The following is a 17,841-nucleotide window of genomic DNA, read 5'->3' as shown; positions in this document are numbered from 1 at the left end:
TAATAGTATTTTAAAATCAAAATCCCTTGTTTTTGCTTGTTTTTTTCTTCCTTCTTCCTTCTTCCTTCTTCCTTAATTAGATATGGCAAAAATACCACTAGCTTGGGCACAGTTAACCCGCGAAAAAATGCGCTTAGCCGTCGCACTAGCCGGCATAGGCTTCGCCGACTTGCTAATGTTTATGCAGTTCGGGTTTAGAGACGCGCTATTTGAAAGCTCCATCACCTTTCACTCACAGTTAAAAGGGGATATTTTTATCACCAGCACCCAGTCTACGGCTTTAATAGCCATGAAAAGTTTTCCCCAGCGTCGCTTGTATCAAGCTTTGAGTTTTGACGGCGTTACAGCAATTAGTCCCGTATATTTAGGCTTTGGGTTGTGGAAAAACCCCGATCCCAACCAGCGCAATACCCGCCAATTGATGGTAATCGGTTTTGACCCCGCTCATCCCATCTTTGATATGCCTGAAATCCAAAATAATTTGGACAAAATCAAAATTTCCGATGTGGTTTTATTTGACCAAGCTTCCCGGCCGGAGTTTGGGCCAGTAGCAGAATATTTCAAACAGGGAAAAGTTGTTGAAACTGAAGTTGACAATCGCCGCGTTAGGGTAGATGGTTTATTTACTATAGGGGCCTCTTTCGGTGCCGACGGAAATCTTGTCACCAGCGATTTGAACTTTATGCGGATTTTTTCGACGCGGAGAACAAGAGGTTTAATCGATATAGGTATTGTTCACTTGCAGCCGGGAACAGATGTTAAGGCTGTTGTTGATAAAATGAGGGCAACTTTGCCGAATGATGTGAGAATTTCTTCTAAAGAAGAGTTTGTAGATTTTGAAAAAAAATATTGGCAGGAAAGTACCTCAATCGGATTTGTTTTCACTCTCGGCGCGGCAATGGGATTTATCGTTGGGATAGTGATTGTTTATCAAATTCTTTATACTGATGTTACCGATCATTTACCCGAATACGCTACGCTAAAGGCGATGGGATATAAGGACATTTACTTTTTGGGTGTGGTGTTTCAAGAGGCTTTGATTTTGGCAATTCTTGGTTATTTGCCAGGGTTTGGGGTTTCTCTGGTGCTGTACAATTTAGGGAGAAGTGCTACGAGTTTGCCGATGTACATGACTTTGGCGAAAGCTATGACTGTTTTTATTATGACAGTTGTTATGTGTTCTGTGTCGGGGGCGATCGCAGTTAGGAAGTTGCAGGCGGCTGACCCGGCAGATATTTTTTAACGAAGGAGGTTCGGCAACGAAAAAAAGCAACTGGGTTTTTCATCGATAATTTGATATCCTCAATTCTTTTCTCCATAAGGAATTGGATAGCTGTGCCGATCGAACGCTATGCTGTAGAAGAGTATCCGTCTCGCTCTCGATCGCACTCTCCCTCGGTTCTACGCTATGACCCAAAGCCTCAACCCCACAGCGTTGCCTCCCGCCTTTCCCGACCACACCCAACTTCCCGAATCTGACGGCACGTTTGTGAAAAACTTTCAAGAACATCCTCAGAGCATTTTACTCACCGACTCCCTAGAAATTACACTGCAAAATCTGCATCCCGACGGAGAGTATGCGATCGGGCAAGATTGTGGCATCTACTGGCGCGAAACCGAGCCTCCCGAACGCGGAGCCGAAGCCCCTGACTGGTTCTATGTCCCCAACGTTCCACCTCAATTAGACGGGCAATATCGGCGTTCCTACGTGCTGTGGCGCGAGTATATTGCGCCGTTGATTGCGATCGAATTTGCTAGCGGTGATGGTTCTGAAGAACTCGACAATACTCCCTTATCTGCTTTACCATCTGGCGGAAACCAGAAACCGGGAAAGTTTTGGGTATATGAGCGGATTATCAGAATTCCCTACTACGCTATTTACAAGATTCAAACCAATGAATTAGAAGTCTACAATTGCGTGAATACTAGATATCGGCGCTTGGAGCCGAACGATCGCGGACATTACCCGATCGACCTGATGGGTGTAGAGTTGGGTGTGTGGTCGGGTAGCTATCAAAATCAAACACAACAGTGGTTGCGCTGGTGGGATAGCGACGGAAATTTGTTGCTGACCGGGAGCGAGCGAGCTAGATTGGAGAGCCTCCACGCCGCACAGGAACGCCAACGAGCTGAAGCTGAGAGTCAACGGGCCGATCGCGAACGAGAACAAAAAGAGCGATTGGCGGCTTATTTGCGATCGCAGGGAATCGATCCCGACCTCATTTGAGTCTTGGCTGTTGCTTTATTTTGTGAGGATAGGGAAAAGGGGGCGATCGAATATTCGAGGCTCTTCCTGTCCCATCGACAATCTTCAATGCGAAAATCAAAAATCGAATGAACGCTACACCAGTTATTTCAATTAAAAATCTCAATCATTCCTTCGGCGAAGGACAACTTCGCAAACAGACCTTATTTGATATCAACCTAGAAATTTATCCGGGCGAAATCGTGCTGATGACTGGGCCTTCAGGGTCGGGTAAAACAACATTATTAACCTTGATTGGAGCTTTGCGATCGATCCAAGAAGGTAGTCTGAAAATTCTCGACCAAGAATTGCGGGGAACGCCGAAAAATAAATTAGTTAAAGTCCGCCGCGACATCGGCTATATTTTCCAAGCTCACAACTTGCTCAAATGCTTGACAGCTAGGCAAAATGTGCAAATGTCTTTAGAACTGCACAATCATCTTTCTCCCCAAGAAACTAATGATAAAATAGAGGGAATGCTGCAAGCTGTAGGCTTAGGAGAAAGAATAGATTATTACCCAGACAGTCTTTCTGGCGGACAGAAACAAAGAGTTGCGATCGCCCGCGCATTAGTCAGCCAGCCAAAATTAGTATTAGCAGACGAACCCACAGCAGCACTAGACAGTAAATCAGGTCGAGATGTGGTAGAAATTATGCGAGGTTTGGCCAAAGAACAGCACTGCACTATTTTGCTTGTCACCCATGACAACCGCATTTTAGACATAGCCGATCGCATTATTCACATGGAAGACGGCTACCTCGCACAAGATACATCAACATCGGCTGCCACAGGCGTTCTTTCGGGAAAATAATATTAATCCACCTCAACTTATTTCCGAGAACCGGGACGCTTTCCTCCTACTTTAGCTGGACTTTTTGTTGCACCTTTGGCTGGACTTTTAGAACTACTTTTGCCACTTTTTTGACCTTTAGCTCCTGTCAACTGGCTCTCAAGGTCATTTGCAGGTCTGCCGGCAGGCGTTCTCGTAGTCCTAAAGGTAACATTCACCCCTTCATTCGACTGTTCCAACACCAACATCGGCGTCGGCTTGGCTTTTTGATCCCACTCAATATGAACGATGCGACCTTGAATTGTTGGCTGCCAACTGTCGTGGTCGTCTGAAGGACTCAGATAAGTTTCCAAACAGTCAATAATTTGATTAATTGTCGCTGATGTTGCCTGAGTCGGCAGTTTCATTAGCTTAATTTGAATCCGAAACAGCACTCGCTTTTCTATTTTTACTGCCGGATCGCCAGTTTCGTATTCGATATCAAACATCGAATCTACTTGCCTGCCGCTGCCGGCATTCCCGTTTTTATCTCCCACTGCACCCTGAGTCGGACGCAGGGCAATACTAATTTTCTCTTTGACTTTTACCTTAATCTGGTTCACAATGGCAAAGTGAAAGACTTCTTCCGCCATCCGCATTCTCAGGTAGTCTAAATTAAAGTCTCGCGAGTGGATAAGGTCGGGATTCTTTTCCATCTTTGACATGGTTTCCAGAGCCATTTTGTATTTTTTCTGGAGTTCTCGATTTCTAAACTCTTCAAATTTGAGCTTTTTACTCAAATCGTCGAGTTTTAGCTTGGTAAACACCGCTAAACCGATAAGCAATAACAACAGTAATCCCGCCCCTCCTATTAAGAGTTGGTCTGAGGACGGATGTCCGGGTTTAGCCTGTTTAGGTTTGGGAGAGGCTACTGCCAACCTTGGTTCTACAAGGATTATTTGGGTTGACATGGGCTTTTAAAGGGTAAAATTTGACGCTATATTTATACAGGACTCCAGAGTAGAGCTGGTAGTGCAACTGGATCAACCAACATTGACATTATTCCACCATCATCTTGGTACAACTGGATTTCTGCAACTGGAACACGCACCCTCTAATTAATACTTTATCTTTAACTGCAAGCAGCTTCCCGAAATATCGGAAAATCCCGCGCTGGCACTGGCCAATAGAAATGGTGAATTGTCTGTAATATATTATACCAATATAGCTAAAAAAATGTTTATTCGGCGGTCTCCATTTCTAGAAAAATAAAAAGAAATACACATAAATTAATAGTAACTCTGGGATCCAGCAGCGGAAAACATCCAGGAGAACAGCCGATCGCCCGGACGATCGAGGGGCGGACGTTAGGATGGTGCTAATTCCTACTGTTGGCTCACTCCCGCCGTGCAAGCCCACCGGGAGGCTTGCTGTGAAAGTCGAGCTGTGGTGCGATCGAATAACGTCTCCTTAGCTAAGATTACAGCTAATACCACCAATATTCGATCGTGACTTACGAACCCCTGCACCACAAATATCGCCCTCAGACATTTGCCGAATTAGTCGGTCAAGAGGCGATCGCCCAAACCCTCACCAGCGCCATCCTACAAGAGCGCATAGCACCAGCATATCTATTCACCGGCCCCAGAGGCACCGGTAAAACCTCTAGTGCCAGAATTTTCGCCAAATCTCTCAACTGTATTTCTACGGTTACCCCCACCCCGACCCCCTGCGGCAAATGCAACGTTTGCCAAGAAATTGCCCGAGGTTCGACACTAGATGTCATCGAAATCGACGCCGCCAGCAACACCGGAGTAGATAACATTCGGGATTTGATCGAACGAGCTCAATTTTCCCCCGTACAATGCCGCTATAAAGTATATGTAATCGACGAGTGTTTGAGCGGGGATTCTCAGGTAAAAACTAGCGAAGGTCTGATGCGGATCGACAATCCCAACATCAAAGGAAAACAAGTTCTCAGCTATAACGAAACTTCAGAAGTTTGGGAATTTAAAAAAGTTTTGAGGTGGTTAGACCAAGGGGAAAAACAAACACTGGTGATTAAAACCGCCAACCGAGAAATCAGATGTACTGGCAATCATCCAATCAGGACAGAACTGGGATGGATACGAGCAAAAGACGTAAAAGAAGGAGTGAAGATACTATCCCCTGTGAATGTGGGTGCGGCACCGTCATTCACAAAATTGGAACAGATGGACGCTTGCGGAGATTTGCCAGAGGACATCAATTTTACGGGAATACCTACGGACAAAAATCCTACGACTTGGCCTCTATTCTCGAACAGGCTCAAGCCATCCAACCTCTCTGTGCGTGTGGCTGCGGAGAACAACTCGAAATACCAGACTTTTTACAAAAAAAAGGCAAAGGGATTAAGAGTATTCAGTCTCATTGGCAGCGACATCCGTATAAAAAAGGACATGGACTTTGGGATGCAAGAACGGAAAAGTTCTTGGCAAATGCCGAAGTTTTGCAACCAGAAACACTCGGACTCATCTACGGAACATTACTTGGAGACGGTTTTATCACCTACCCAAATAAATATAGCCGATTTCCAAGATTGGGCTGGACACACGGAGAAAAGCAGCGGGAATGGTTGGAATACAAAGCTTCTTGCCTTTCGACACTGCGACAAAAGTTACGAGTTACACCTAACCGAGGATACGGAAATATATCAGTCTGTTGCCACACAGTCTGCCACCCCCAACTTAGAGATGTCTTTGACGCTGTTAAACCCAACGGAAACCGAAAATACGTCACAATGGATTGGCTCGATCGCGTCACAGCAGAAGGACTTGCTTGGTGGTACATGGATGATGGCTCGCTCAGCATTTCCCCAGAAGGAAGTCCCAGCATCCAAATTCATACAGAAGGATATTCTAGGGCAGAAAATCAACTCCTTGCCAATTGGCTTACAGGTTTGGGATACCCAACAACAACTAAATTTTACACAAGGTCTAACACCTGTAAAACCTACGACTACATACACATGGGTGCTGAAACCAGTAGAAAATGGGTATCAGACTTTAAAAAGTATTCAATCCCTTCAATGGATTACAAGTTTGGAGACAGTCGAATCTGTAAAAGTCGCTGGGGTCGAGAGAGTTTATGATATTGAAGTAGAAGACAACCACAATTTTGTCGCTAACGGTCTTCTGGTTCATAATTGCCATATGCTAAGCACCCAGGCATTCAACTCTCTACTCAAAACCCTAGAAGAACCGCCCGATCGCGTTGTATTCGTCCTCGCAACAACCGACCCACAAAGAGTCTTACCAACTATTATTTCTCGTTGCCAAAAGTTCGACTTCCGCCGCATCCCCCTCGATGCAATGATTGCTCATTTGCACAAGATTGCTCAATTAGAAAATATTAATATTGCCAGCGATGCAGTACAAATGGTTGCTCAAATCGCCCAAGGAGGTCTGCGAGATGCCGAAAGTTTGCTCGACCAACTAAGCTTATTTCAGGGTGAAGTAACAGTCGAAAAAGTTTGGGATTTAGTCGGTGCAGTCCCCGAAAATGACTTAATGGAGTTGCTGCAAGCTATTGATACAGATAACGCTACAGCACTAATAGACATGACCCGCCACCTCATGGATCGCGGTCGGGAACCGCTAATCGTGCTGCAAAGTCTCGCGAGCTTTTACCGAGATTTGCTCATAGCCAAATCTGCCCCGAAACGGTCAGATTTAGTAGCTTTAACATCTGCAACTTGGGAAAAATTGGCGGATTTTGCCCGCCATTGGGATGCGGAGTTGATTTTGGCAGGTCAGAAACATTTGCAAACCCACGAAGTGCAAATTAAAAATACTACTCAGCCGCGTTTGTGGCTGGAAGTAACGCTGTTGGGATTATTACCCTCAGCAATTAGAACTCAGCAGCAACCAACAAGCGAACCAGCGAAAAATGTTGCTCAACCACCACAAAATAACCCCCACCAACCCAGGGCGGGCACGGGGGTACCGCCCCTACAATCGGGGGGGAGTCAGACATCTAATATTGAACAATCTTCAGTTCCCAATTCGCAAAATCCTCCGCCTCAGCCGCCACCTATTGCTAATCGAATAGAAAGCACACCTGCAGCAGCGATTCCCGCACCTGTACCAACTCCTGAAACGACTCAAACAAATTATTCCTCGACTAATTGGGCCGATGAAATCGATTTAAATCGAGTGTGGGAACAGGTACTTGACCGCGTGCGGCCGCATGGCACTCAATCGCTGCTTCGTCAACATGGACAGCTAGTAATTTTTAGCAATGATACTGCTTATGTTAAGATTAGTTCGCAGCCGTTGCTCAATATGGTTAAAGACAAAGTAGCTAATATTGAAGAAGCTTTTTTGCAAATTTTTAACCGTCGAGTAACAGTAAAAGTGGGCTTGACAAATCCCGCTGAAACTAATAGTTCCCGCGCTAAGGATTTGCCAAGTTCTAACGGACGTATTAGCGAAAATCCCAGGAATTCTCATCCGGTGAGTGATGTCGGCCAACAGGTGCAGAACTCGGCGGGTTCTGAGATTACAGATGATTTTTTGGGGAATGGCCCAGAAGAACAAAAACACCCGCCAGCGCCTGAAAATACCGCCGTTAATGTGCCGGCAATTTCCGAATCGCGATCGCCCACAAACGGTTCTACAGACTCTCAAAATGGCTTTAACGCTCAGGCTATAGCGGTGCGTGATGACGCGCGAGATGTCGCGAATTCGACTAGGAAGTTGGCTGATATGTTTGACGGGGAAGTAGTCGATTTGTCGGATGACTTGGAGATTTGGGAGTCGGAAACTTTTAGATTGGAATCTGAACCGGATTTTTCCGAGTTATCTTCTGAGTTAGGTGAGGATGATTTTATAGATTGGTAATGTAGATCACTAGACCTCTTGCAAAAATAACTAGGATGGGCTCTGGGGCCCATCCCACAAGAGTTATTTTTTCTTGTGGGATGGGCCCCAGAGCCCGTCCAATAAATTTATGAAAAGGACTTTTGCAAGAGGTCTACTAAAAAAAACCGAGAAACCCGGTTTTTGTAGTAGGGGCGCTGCTAAGAGTGGTCGCCCTTCCAGGTTTCTTAATACCCTAAAAGTTTTAGGTTGAATTAGAGTCACCTAGTGATTGTGAATATCTACTTTTAAGCTGACTCTGGCTTGGGTAGGGAAGAGGGAAGTACCAACAACTCAGCGGTCGATCGCTTCTCGACCATTTCCTTAGTAATCGTACACCGGGCAACATCCTTGCGCGATGGCAACTCGTACATCACATCCAACATCAATTCTTCGACAATTCCCCGCAGCGCCCGTGCTCCAGTTTTGCGGCGGTATGCTTCCTGGGCGATCGCCCGAATCGCATCCGGCTTAAAGTCCAACTGCACATTATCCATCTTCAGCAGCTTTTGATACTGCTTAACCAAAGCATTGCGCGGCTCCGTCAAAATCGCCATCAGCGTTTCCTCATCCAGCGGTTCCAGCACCGCCGCCACCGGCACCCGCCCAATAAACTCAGGAATCATGCCAAACTTCACCAAATCATCCGGTTCCAGTTGCTTAAGTACATCAGCAGCCCGCTTTTCCTTCGGCACAGCTTCTCCGGGCTGAATAAAACCCATGGACTTTTTACCGGTTCTCTGCTCTATCACTTTCTCTAGACCGACAAAAGCACCGCCGCAGATAAACATGATATTGCTGGTATCAATTTGGATGCAGTCTTGGTAGGGATGCTTGCGGCCGCCTTGGGGAGGTACATTGGCGATCGTCCCCTCAAGCATTTTCAGCAGCGCCTGCTGCACCCCTTCACCCGACACATCCCGCGTAATCGAAGGATTTTCGCTCTTGCGGGCTATTTTGTCAATTTCATCAATATAAATAATTCCGCGCTGCGCCTCTTCCACGTCCATATCTGCCACTTGCAGCAGCCGCAGCAAAATATTTTCCACATCTTCCCCGACATAGCCCGCTTCCGTCAGCGTCGTCGCGTCAGCCACCGCAAACGGCACGTCTAGCATATCCGCCAACGTCTGAGCCAGCAGAGTTTTTCCGCAGCCCGTTGGCCCGATTAACAAAATATTCGATTTTTGCAGTTCTACTTCTTCCGGCGGGTGCTTGCCGCTATTTTTGGCATGGACAAAGCTGAGGCGCTTGTAGTGGTTGTAAACTGCCACCGAGAGCACCTTTTTCGCATCATCTTGCCCGATCGCGTTTTCGTCGAGGTAATTTTTAATTTCCCTCGGCTTCGGAATTTGGCTCAGCGACATACTTTTGCCCGAGGTAGCGCGGCGCTTTTGCGTCGTTTCCTGCTTCGGGGCCACCGCCGCTGCCGGCACTGCACTCGAATCAAACAACTCCTCATCTAAAATTTCATTGCACAAGTCTACGCATTCGTCGCAGATATACACCCCGGGCCCTGCGATCAACTTGCGTACTTGCTCTTGAGACTTGCCACAAAACGAACATTTTAGATGGGAGTCGTACTTAGACATAACAGCCTCTTAATTCAGTGCAGTGACATTCTCTCCCGCCGTCGGAAGGTTTTCCTTTTCGATAACTCGATCGACCAAACCGTAATTTTTGGCTTCCTCGGCTGACATAAAAAAGTCGCGCTCTGTATCAGCCTCTAATTTGTCGATCTGTTGACCTGTGTGGTGCGCTAGCAGTTGATTCAGCTTACGCTTATGATAAAGGATTTCCTTGGCTTGAATCTCAATATCAACTGCTTGACCTTGAGCACCTCCAAGCGGCTGGTGGATCATAATCCGGGAACTCGGAAGAGACATCCGCTTACCGTGGGCTCCTGCTGTCAGTAGAAATGCGCCCATACTCGCTGCCAAACCGTAACAAATCGTCACCACATCCGGGCGGATTTGCTGCATTGTGTCATAAATTGCCATGCCGGCCGTCACCGAGCCGCCGGGGGAATTAATGTACATTTGGACATCTTTTTCTGGGTCTTCGGCATCTAGATACAATAGCTGAGCCACTATCGAGTCAGCAACTTCGTCGGTTACGGGAGTTCCTAAAAACACAATTCGCTCCCGCAGCAAGCGCGAGTAAATGTCAAAGGCCCGCTCGCCCATCCCCGACTGTTCTAGTACCATCGGCACTACATTGCTGGGGCTGGAACTGACATCAAAATCGTTATAGCTTGTAATTAGGTAATTGGAAGATTGAGATACAACCATAAGACACCAGTCAAGGATTCTAGACAATTTGCTGCTGCTGATGAAAGCTTTAAATTAAGCCGCCAGCTTTTAACTATTATGCCTCTTCTGAACGGATATGGGGGGAATGGGGCATTGGGCATTGGCCAAACAGGGCATAGTCGAGTAAAAATCTTGTGACTATTTAACTCAAATTCAACAGTAGTTCGACATTAAACGTAAAATTCGATCGCACTTCAGATACCCCCGATCGCTCCCCGCCGTAGGGACACTCCAAGACCCCATTAGTGTCCACTTAAGCTTTCAGCCCGCCAAGTCCACCCGTGGATCCGCTAGTCCGCCAGGGAATGAATTCCCTGTCTAATAGCTAAAGTCCTCGCTATGAGGACTAATGAATTATTCAGTCCTCATAGCGAGGACTTTAGCTTTGAGGCAGGGGTTTAAACCCCTGCTTTCCCTGCGGGTTTAACGTGTTTTTTGACACAAAGAAGGGCTGGCGTGCGGTGTCCCTACTACTTTCATTCTGGACCCTACTCTTCGCCTACGACTTCAACTTCGACACTTGTGGCTGAAACATCCAAAACTTCAGCGTCTGATTCTTCTAATTCTTCCGATTGTGCAGCAGGAGTCAGAGAGCCTTCAGGTACGAGTTCGATTGTCCCTTTTTCTTCCAACCATTTCAGGGTTTTTTGTTTGAGCAAGTCTTCTGCTACAAATTCCTGCAACCTTTGGGGGTCAAAATCTCCTTTGGGAAACTGCTTTCTGATTTTTGCTACTTCTGCTACTACTTCTGCTGGTTCAACAGATAAGGATTCCAGCTTGGCTACTTCTGCCAGAGCTAAATTCTGCTTGAGGCGCTCGATTGCTTCCGGGCGCGAGCGTTCCCGCATCGGGCCCATATTTTCTTCGGTAAACAGTTGGTTGATATCTATGCCGTAATTTTTCAATTGGAGGGCTTGTTGATTCAGCAAATAATCGATTTCGCGATCGACCATTGTTTCAGGAATTTCCACTTCTATTAGCTGCGCGAGTGCTGCTGATATAGCTTTTTCCTTATTAGCTGATGTCTTGTTTTCTTGGTCGGCTTTAAACCGAGTTTCCAGCGATTCGCGCAGTTCTGCTAAAGTTTCAAACTCGCTGACTTCTTGGGCGAAGTCGTCGTCCAACTCCGGCAATTCTTTTTCCTTAAGTTCTTTGAGAGTAATCGTAAAGACTGCCGGTTTTCCTGCTAATTCTTCACTGCTATACTCATCTGGGAACTGCACAGAAACTTCTCTAGTTTCTCCTGGATTCATCCCGATCATGCCTTGGATAAAGCCCGGTACAAACTGATTTTCCGACAATTCAACTTGAAAATCTTCTGCTTCGCCGCCGGGAATTTCTGCGGGAGTTTCGCCTTCGGGTGCTTCGGCAAATCTACCGGAGAAATCAACCAAAGCCGTGTCTCCCAACTGAGCCGGCCGGCCTTCTACGGGGATTAAAGTAGCTTTGTCCGATCGATATTTTGCCAGTACCTCATCTACCTGAGCCTCATCATACTTAGCTTCTTCTGCTTGAAGCTGCAAACCTGTGTACTGACCCATTTTTACTTCGGGTTGTACATCAACCTTCGCCGAAAAAATCAGAGGCTGTTCTGGATCAAACTTAGCTAGTAATTCTTCAAACTCGGTGCGAAGTTCAAAACTGCCAATTGCGGCAATTTTTTCTTGTTCGAGGGCTTTTTGCAGGGAATCATTAATCAAATTTTCCAAAGCCGTCGCCTTCAAACGAGTCTGGCCTAGGCGCTGTAGCAAAACATTACGGGGAACTTTGCCTTTGCGGAACCCAGGAATATTAACCTCGCGAGCAAATTGTTTAATTACTTGCTCGTAAGCTTGTTTTGACTTTTCTGACGGTACTTCGATTTCCAGACCAATTTGGCTAGCTGGAAGTTTTTCCTGGGTTACTTTCATCGGCTTTTTTGATATTTAACAATAGTGTATTGACACTCCCTGACCTAAAGGACAGGGATTCTTAATTCAGCGACTTACCTTAAAATGTTGCGTCCTTTCGGCAATCCTCAAACTTTTTAACCGTAGAAATCCTACCAATTAACGAGCCTGATTCGCAGTCATCCCAGAGGGTCTATCTCCAAAAGCGTACTAGGATATTTACCTAGAGTTCGGGTATGCCCTACCCTACTTAACAAGACTAAATAGTTTGTTTCTCTGGTTAAAGGAACTGTGTTAAGCCCCTAGCTGTTTATAGAGTTTTCGCCCCTCTTTGTCCCCTGGTTTACGCGCCCAAGTGTGTCGTTAACTGTTTTTATGCACTATGGCGCAGGAGTTTAACCTTGACTACTGTAGTATACTAGAAATTTCCTGACTTTTAGGAAGGGATTTAAGAAATTAAAGCCGTCCTAGAAGGACAGGGTTTCAGACCCAATTTCCTTGATAAAATACATACAAATCTGACTTTGCCTGCATTTTAATTTTGTTACGCTTTGACTCGTAACGGCACAACTACAACACCTTTACCGGATGAGACTGTAAGTCATTGCCGGCTACTTTTTTGGCTCTTGCCAAATAGTTTTGGTTTGAGGATACTAGCTTTTGCTGCTAGGAATGTGGAGGTTAAGTCCACTAATTGCCGATGCACCATAGCACATATCGCCCTGTGATGTCAATCTTGCCGGCCTCTGCGACCAGTCAAAGTCAATGGATGGGCCTGCGAAAATGCAGAGATATCACAAAACTTAACCGGATGCGGATTGGGCGTGGGCGATCCAATAGCTGCAAGCTTCGCTAACGGCAAAAGATGCTAAACTGGCATTGGGTACGATCGCACGTCGCAATAATCGGGAAGTTCGATCGGCTGTTTCCGTTAACTGCACCATTGCCATCCTCTCATGCTCCTGATATCGCATAAAATTAATTAAGTTTGATATTGAGAATTGCAGTTATTTAAATTTTTGATTTTGATCGTTTAGACTTTAATTTGTGGAGGAAACTAATTTGTCTCAATCCTATCGAGTTGCCATTTTAGGGGCTACTGGCGCAGTCGGTGCCGAGTTGCTAGAACTCTTGCACAGCAGGAGTTTTCCGATTTCTCACCTGAAGCTGCTGGCTTCGGAACGTTCAGCAGGCACTACCTTGCCTTTTGGCGGCGAGATGCTGCCGGTCGAAGCAGTTTCGGCGCGATCGTTTGATAATGTAGATCTGGTGCTCGCCTCTGCCGGCGGCTCTACTTCTAAATTATGGGCTCCGCAAGCGGTGGCAGCCGGAGCAGTGGTAATTGACAATTCTAGCGCCTTCCGCATGGATGCGACGGTACCGCTAGTGGTTCCCGAAGTCAATCCCCAAGCGGCTGCAGCTCACCGAGGTATAATTGCTAATCCCAACTGCACGACTATTTTGATGGCAGTTGCCGTTTGGCCACTTCACAAAGTTAGGCCGATACAGCGCATCGTGGTAGCAACTTACCAGTCTGCCAGCGGGGCGGGGGCGAGGGCAATGGAGGAAATGAAAGCTCAAGCAAGAGCAATTTTGCAGGGGGAAACTCCCAAAACAGATATATTTCCCTACCCCTTAGCATTTAATTTGTTTCCGCACAACACCCCGATTAACGATTTGGGGTATTGTGAAGAAGAGATGAAAATGGTAAACGAAACTCGGAAGATATTTGGTACGGACCAGATTAAAATTACGGCAACTTGCATTCGGGTTCCCGTACTCCGCGCTCATTCGGAAGCGATTAATCTAGAGTTTGCAGAGCCATTTAGCGCGATCGAGGCCAGGGAAATCTTAAAGCAGGCAAGCGGGGTTAAGCTGGTAGAAGACTGGCAAGCTAATTATTTCCCGATGCCTGCAGAGGCCAGCGGTAAGGATGAGGTGTTAGTTGGCAGGATTCGCCAAGATATTTCTCACCCCTGCGGGTTGGAGATGTGGCTGTCGGGCGATCAAATTCGCAAAGGGGCGGCTCTAAATGCGGTGCAGATAGCTGAGTTGCTGGTTCAAAAAAATTTGTTGCGAACCCAAGTGGCGGCGGCTTCTAATTAGGGGGAACCCCGGCAAGTGGAAAATTGAAATTGGGGATTTTAGATCAACCTTTCATCTGAAATCAAAAATTTAAAATCAAAAATCAACAGTCTAAAATCGGAGAAAGTGTGGTAAAGTTTGGACGGGTTATGACTGCAATGATTACGCCGTTTAAGGAAGACGGCAGCGTTAACTATGCGGTAGCAGAACAATTGGCAGTTCATTTAGCCGATCGCGGTACAGATAGCTTGGTAGTGTGCGGCACGACAGGCGAGTCTCCCACTATGACCTGGGATGAAGAGTACGAATTATTTCAGGTAGTACAAAAGGCGGTGGCCGGTAAGGCGTTGGTAATCGCAGGAGCCGGATCGAATTCTACTTCAGAAGCAGTAGCAGCTACGAAAAAAGCAGCTAAACTAGGGTTAGATGGTTGTTTGCAGGTGGTTCCTTATTACAACAAACCCCCGCAAGAAGGTTTATATAATCATTTTCGGGCGATCGCGCAATCTGCTCCAGAATTGCCTATAATGTTATATAACATCCCCGGTCGCACGGGTCAGAATATGTTGCCGGAGACGGTGGCTCGATTGGCCCAAATCCCCAACATTGTGGCCGTAAAAGAAGCAAGTGGCAACTTGGATCAAGCAAGTCAAATTCGGTGCTTGACATCCCCTGAATTTGCCATCTATTCTGGAGATGATTCCCTAACTTTGCCAATGCTGGCGGTAGGAGGATCTGGTGTAGTTAGCGTAGCCAGCCATCTGGTAGGAGAGCAACTGCAACAGATGATCGAAGCTTTCGAGGCTGGTCAAGTTCAAGTCGCTACCCAGATTCACTTGCAACTTTTTGACCTGTTTAAAGCTCTTTTTCTCACCACAAATCCCATTCCAGTCAAGACAGCTCTCAAACTTCAAGGCTGGGATGTAGGCTCCACCCGTCCGCCCCTGTGCGATCCGCCCGTTGAGGTAACTCAAAAGTTAAAGGACGTACTGAGTCAGCTAGCAGCAGTATCAGCTAGCAAGACAAGCGAGAACGAGTTTTCAGACAACTGAATATTTGGTTGTCATCAGTCATCAGTCATTAGTTATGAGCTATGAGTTATTAGCTGATAATTAAGAATTGCTGATTGAGGATTGGAGACAACTGACTGCACGGGAGAGTAAAACCCCGTAGGGGAGTTTTCCACAAATATCTTGGAAAAAATCGCCCCCATCAACGAACAACAGATAAACACCTCCCAAAAAGCTTGTCTTGAACAGGCAGGATGCCTGTTCCACAGGGATTATTGGAGAGGTATAGACAGTAGGCGACAGACGACAGACAACAGTCAACAGTCAACAGTCAACAGTCAACAGTTAACAGACCACAGACCAATAACAAAAATAACTAACAAAGGATACGCATGATCAAAAATACAACTGCATCTGCTCTAAAAGTTATTCCCCTCGGCGGGCTGCACGAAATCGGTAAAAACACTTGTGTGTTCGAGTACGGCGACGAAATCATTCTTTTAGATGCCGGTTTAGCGTTCCCGACAGATGGAATGCACGGGGTAAATATTGTCCTCCCAGACATGACTTACCTGCGGGAAAACAGCCACAAAATTAAAGGTATGATCGTGACTCACGGTCACGAAGATCACATCGGCGGCATCCCTTATCACCTCAAACAATTTGAAATTCCGGTCATTTACGGCCCCCGTTTGGCGATGGCATTGCTAGCCGGAAAACTCGAAGAAGCCGGAGTGTCTCACCGCACTGAATTGAGAACGGTTCGACCCAGGGATACTGTCAGAATTGGCAAGAATTTCTTAGTCGAATACATTCGCAACACTCACTCGATGGCCGACAGTTTTACGGTGGCAATTCACACTCCCGTCGGAATTGTGATCCATACCGGCGACTTTAAAATTGACCACACTCCTGTAGACGGCGAGCATTTTGATTTGCAAAAGCTGGCAGAGTACGGCGAGAAAGGCGTGCTGTGCTTGATTAGCGATTCTACTAACTCGGAAGTTCCCGGTTTTACCGCTTCGGAACGTTCTGTGGCGCCGAATTTAGACAGAATTATCGCTCAAGCACCGGGACGGATAATGCTGACGACTTTTGCTTCGTCGGTACACCGCTTGCAAATTGTTTTGGACTTGGCTAAGAAAAACAATCGGTATGTCGGAGTGGTTGGCCGGTCGATGCTTAACGTCATCGCTCACTGTCGCAATCTCGGCTACATCAAATGCGAAGATAGTATTTTCAAACCGCTCAAAGAAATCCGCAATTTGGCTGAAGACAAGGTACTGATTTTAACTACAGGTTCTCAAGGCGAACCAATGGCGGCGATGACTCGCATTGCTAACGGCGAACATCACGAACTGAAAATCAGAAAGGGCGATACAGTCATTTTCTCGGCTAATCCAATTCCGGGAAATACGATCGCAGTAGTAAACACGATCGATAAACTGATGATGCTGGGAGCACACGTGGTTTACGGCCGCGACAAAGGCATTCACGTTTCGGGTCACGGTTGTCAAGAAGACCAAAAGTTAATGATTAACATGACTCGTCCCAAGTTCTTTTTGCCAGTCCACGGGGAACACCGGATGCTGATCCAGCACTCCAAGACGGCTCAAAGCATGGGCATTCCCGCTAGCAATATGGTGATTATTGATAACGGCGATGTCGTAGAATTAACTGAAAATTCGATGCGAGTGAGCGGTCAAGTGCCTTCAGGAATTGAATTAGTAGATGCTTCTCGATCGGGCGTTGTCAAAGCCAGCGTCCTCAAGGAACGTCAGCAGTTGGCGGGAGATGGCGTTGTAACTGTAGCAGCCGCTTTGAATTGGGAAGGCAAATTAGTTGCCAAACCAGAAGTACACTTGAAAGGTGTAGTGACATCAGCCGATCGGGCAGAGGTGATCAAATTAATCACTCAAACCATTGAAACAGTTTTGAGCGATCGCTGGTCAGAATTTGTCAAACCCGCCACTGCTGACTCGCAAGTTGACATTGACTGGGTAGGAGTTCAAACCCAAATAGAAAAGGCTATTGGGCGAGTGATGCGCCGGGAACTGCAAAGCAATCCACTGCTGGTATTCCTGATGCAAATTCCTGAAGAAGCAGTGCGATCGGAAATTGTGCAAACATCTCAACTTTCCATTGAAGCACCTAAACTAGCATCATCAGTACCGTCGCCAGTACCAGCCCCTGTGAATACAGTAACAGGTCGTCGTCGTCCTCGGACTGCAGCAAAAGTTGCTTCCGTCGTTTCCTAGAATTAACAATCCCTGGCTTGACCCATTGGTGACAAGTTAAGATTTAGTTGCATTTGTCAATCAGTAATATTACTCAAAAAACTGCTTATGAGGGGAAAATTCGTGATTTGGGGGTGAGCGGGCATAAATATGGCGCTCCGCACGAGCGCACTCGCGCCCCAATCTCAGTTTTTCACCCAAAATCAGACTAAAAAATGAGCATAATTGCTGATTGACAAATGCTTCTCTCTCTAGCTTAAGTTGTCACCACTGGTGGCCGATTGCGATGCTGACGGCAATTGGTTTGAAGTTGCTGTGATTCCCCACAGTTTTTCTGAAACTAATTTTCGCTATTTGCAGCCGGGAAGTTTGGTTAATTTAGAAGCAGATATTTT

Annotated in this window: 12 protein-coding genes and 1 pseudogene; 8 read left to right on the top strand and 5 right to left on the bottom strand. The window is 46.4% G+C overall.

Translation table 11 applies throughout. The annotated features are described in order from the left end of the window. Positions 1 to 82 precede the first annotated feature (82 nt). The 3 genes from devC to QUB08_RS26740 all read left to right on the top strand — a co-directional run bounded on the left by devC (position 83) and on the right by QUB08_RS26740 (position 3,057). A complete protein-coding gene (gene devC / locus QUB08_RS26750; protein WP_333228646.1) occupies positions 83 to 1,243 on the top strand; it encodes an ABC transporter permease DevC in 1,161 nt (386 codons plus the stop codon). Between the two features lie 165 nt (positions 1,244 to 1,408). Beyond that, on the top strand, positions 1,409 to 2,227 hold the full coding sequence (locus QUB08_RS26745) for a Uma2 family endonuclease (RefSeq protein WP_333228644.1): 819 nt from the start codon (positions 1,409 to 1,411) through the stop codon (positions 2,225 to 2,227). A gap of 107 nt (positions 2,228 to 2,334) precedes the next feature. Beyond that, complete coding sequence (locus QUB08_RS26740; protein WP_333228642.1) at positions 2,335 to 3,057, top strand: DevA family ABC transporter ATP-binding protein; 723 nt, start codon at positions 2,335 to 2,337, stop codon at positions 3,055 to 3,057. Positions 3,058 to 3,074: 17 nt separating this feature from the next. On the opposite strand, the gene QUB08_RS26735 is transcribed toward QUB08_RS26740, so the two are convergent. Beyond that, positions 3,075 to 3,986, bottom strand: coding sequence for a hypothetical protein (locus QUB08_RS26735; protein WP_333228640.1), 912 nt, complete (start codon positions 3,984 to 3,986; stop codon positions 3,075 to 3,077). Between the two features lie 537 nt (positions 3,987 to 4,523). Here QUB08_RS26735 and dnaX point away from each other — a divergent pair. Then, positions 4,524 to 7,895 (top strand): DNA polymerase III subunit gamma/tau, encoded by a 3,372-nt coding sequence (dnaX, locus tag QUB08_RS26730; protein WP_333228637.1) that lies wholly within the window; start codon positions 4,524 to 4,526, stop codon positions 7,893 to 7,895. Positions 7,896 to 8,161: 266 nt separating this feature from the next. Here the strand turns inward: dnaX and clpX are convergent, their stop codons facing one another. The 4 genes from clpX to QUB08_RS26710 all read right to left on the bottom strand — a co-directional run bounded on the left by clpX (position 8,162) and on the right by QUB08_RS26710 (position 13,088). Further along, positions 8,162 to 9,505, bottom strand: a complete 1,344-nt coding sequence (clpX, locus tag QUB08_RS26725; protein ID WP_333228635.1) for an ATP-dependent protease ATP-binding subunit ClpX — start codon at positions 9,503 to 9,505, stop codon at positions 8,162 to 8,164. A gap of 9 nt (positions 9,506 to 9,514) precedes the next feature. Further along, a complete protein-coding gene (clpP, locus tag QUB08_RS26720) occupies positions 9,515 to 10,204 on the bottom strand; it encodes an ATP-dependent Clp endopeptidase proteolytic subunit ClpP (protein WP_333228633.1) in 690 nt (229 codons plus the stop codon). 509 nt (positions 10,205 to 10,713) lie between these two features. Continuing rightward, on the bottom strand, positions 10,714 to 12,135 hold the full coding sequence (tig, locus tag QUB08_RS26715) for a trigger factor (protein ID WP_333228631.1): 1,422 nt from the start codon (positions 12,133 to 12,135) through the stop codon (positions 10,714 to 10,716). A 782-nt stretch (positions 12,136 to 12,917) separates the two neighbouring features. Next, complete coding sequence (locus QUB08_RS26710) at positions 12,918 to 13,088, bottom strand: hypothetical protein (RefSeq protein WP_333228629.1); 171 nt, start codon at positions 13,086 to 13,088, stop codon at positions 12,918 to 12,920. An 88-nt stretch (positions 13,089 to 13,176) separates the two neighbouring features. Between QUB08_RS26710 and QUB08_RS26705 the strand changes: the two genes are divergently transcribed. The 4 genes and pseudogenes from QUB08_RS26705 to QUB08_RS26690 all read left to right on the top strand — a co-directional run. Further along, entirely contained in the window at positions 13,177 to 14,220 is a 1,044-nt protein-coding gene (locus QUB08_RS26705) for an aspartate-semialdehyde dehydrogenase (protein WP_333228627.1), read from the top strand. A 107-nt stretch (positions 14,221 to 14,327) separates the two neighbouring features. Continuing rightward, positions 14,328 to 15,251 (top strand): 4-hydroxy-tetrahydrodipicolinate synthase, encoded by a 924-nt coding sequence (gene dapA, locus QUB08_RS26700; protein ID WP_333228625.1) that lies wholly within the window; start codon positions 14,328 to 14,330, stop codon positions 15,249 to 15,251. A 350-nt stretch (positions 15,252 to 15,601) separates the two neighbouring features. Beyond that, positions 15,602 to 17,467, top strand: coding sequence for a ribonuclease J (locus QUB08_RS26695; protein ID WP_333228623.1), 1,866 nt, complete (start codon positions 15,602 to 15,604; stop codon positions 17,465 to 17,467). Positions 17,468 to 17,719: 252 nt separating this feature from the next. Further along, positions 17,720 to 17,841, top strand: a pseudogene (locus QUB08_RS26690) (riboflavin synthase); the annotation flags it as partial.

It is taken from the genome of Microcoleus sp. BR0-C5, assembly GCF_036705045.1.
Classification (GTDB): Bacteria; Cyanobacteriota; Cyanobacteriia; order Cyanobacteriales; family Microcoleaceae; genus Microcoleus.
Note: the sequence above shows the minus strand (reverse complement) of the source record. Positions and strands in the feature narration are given on the sequence as shown.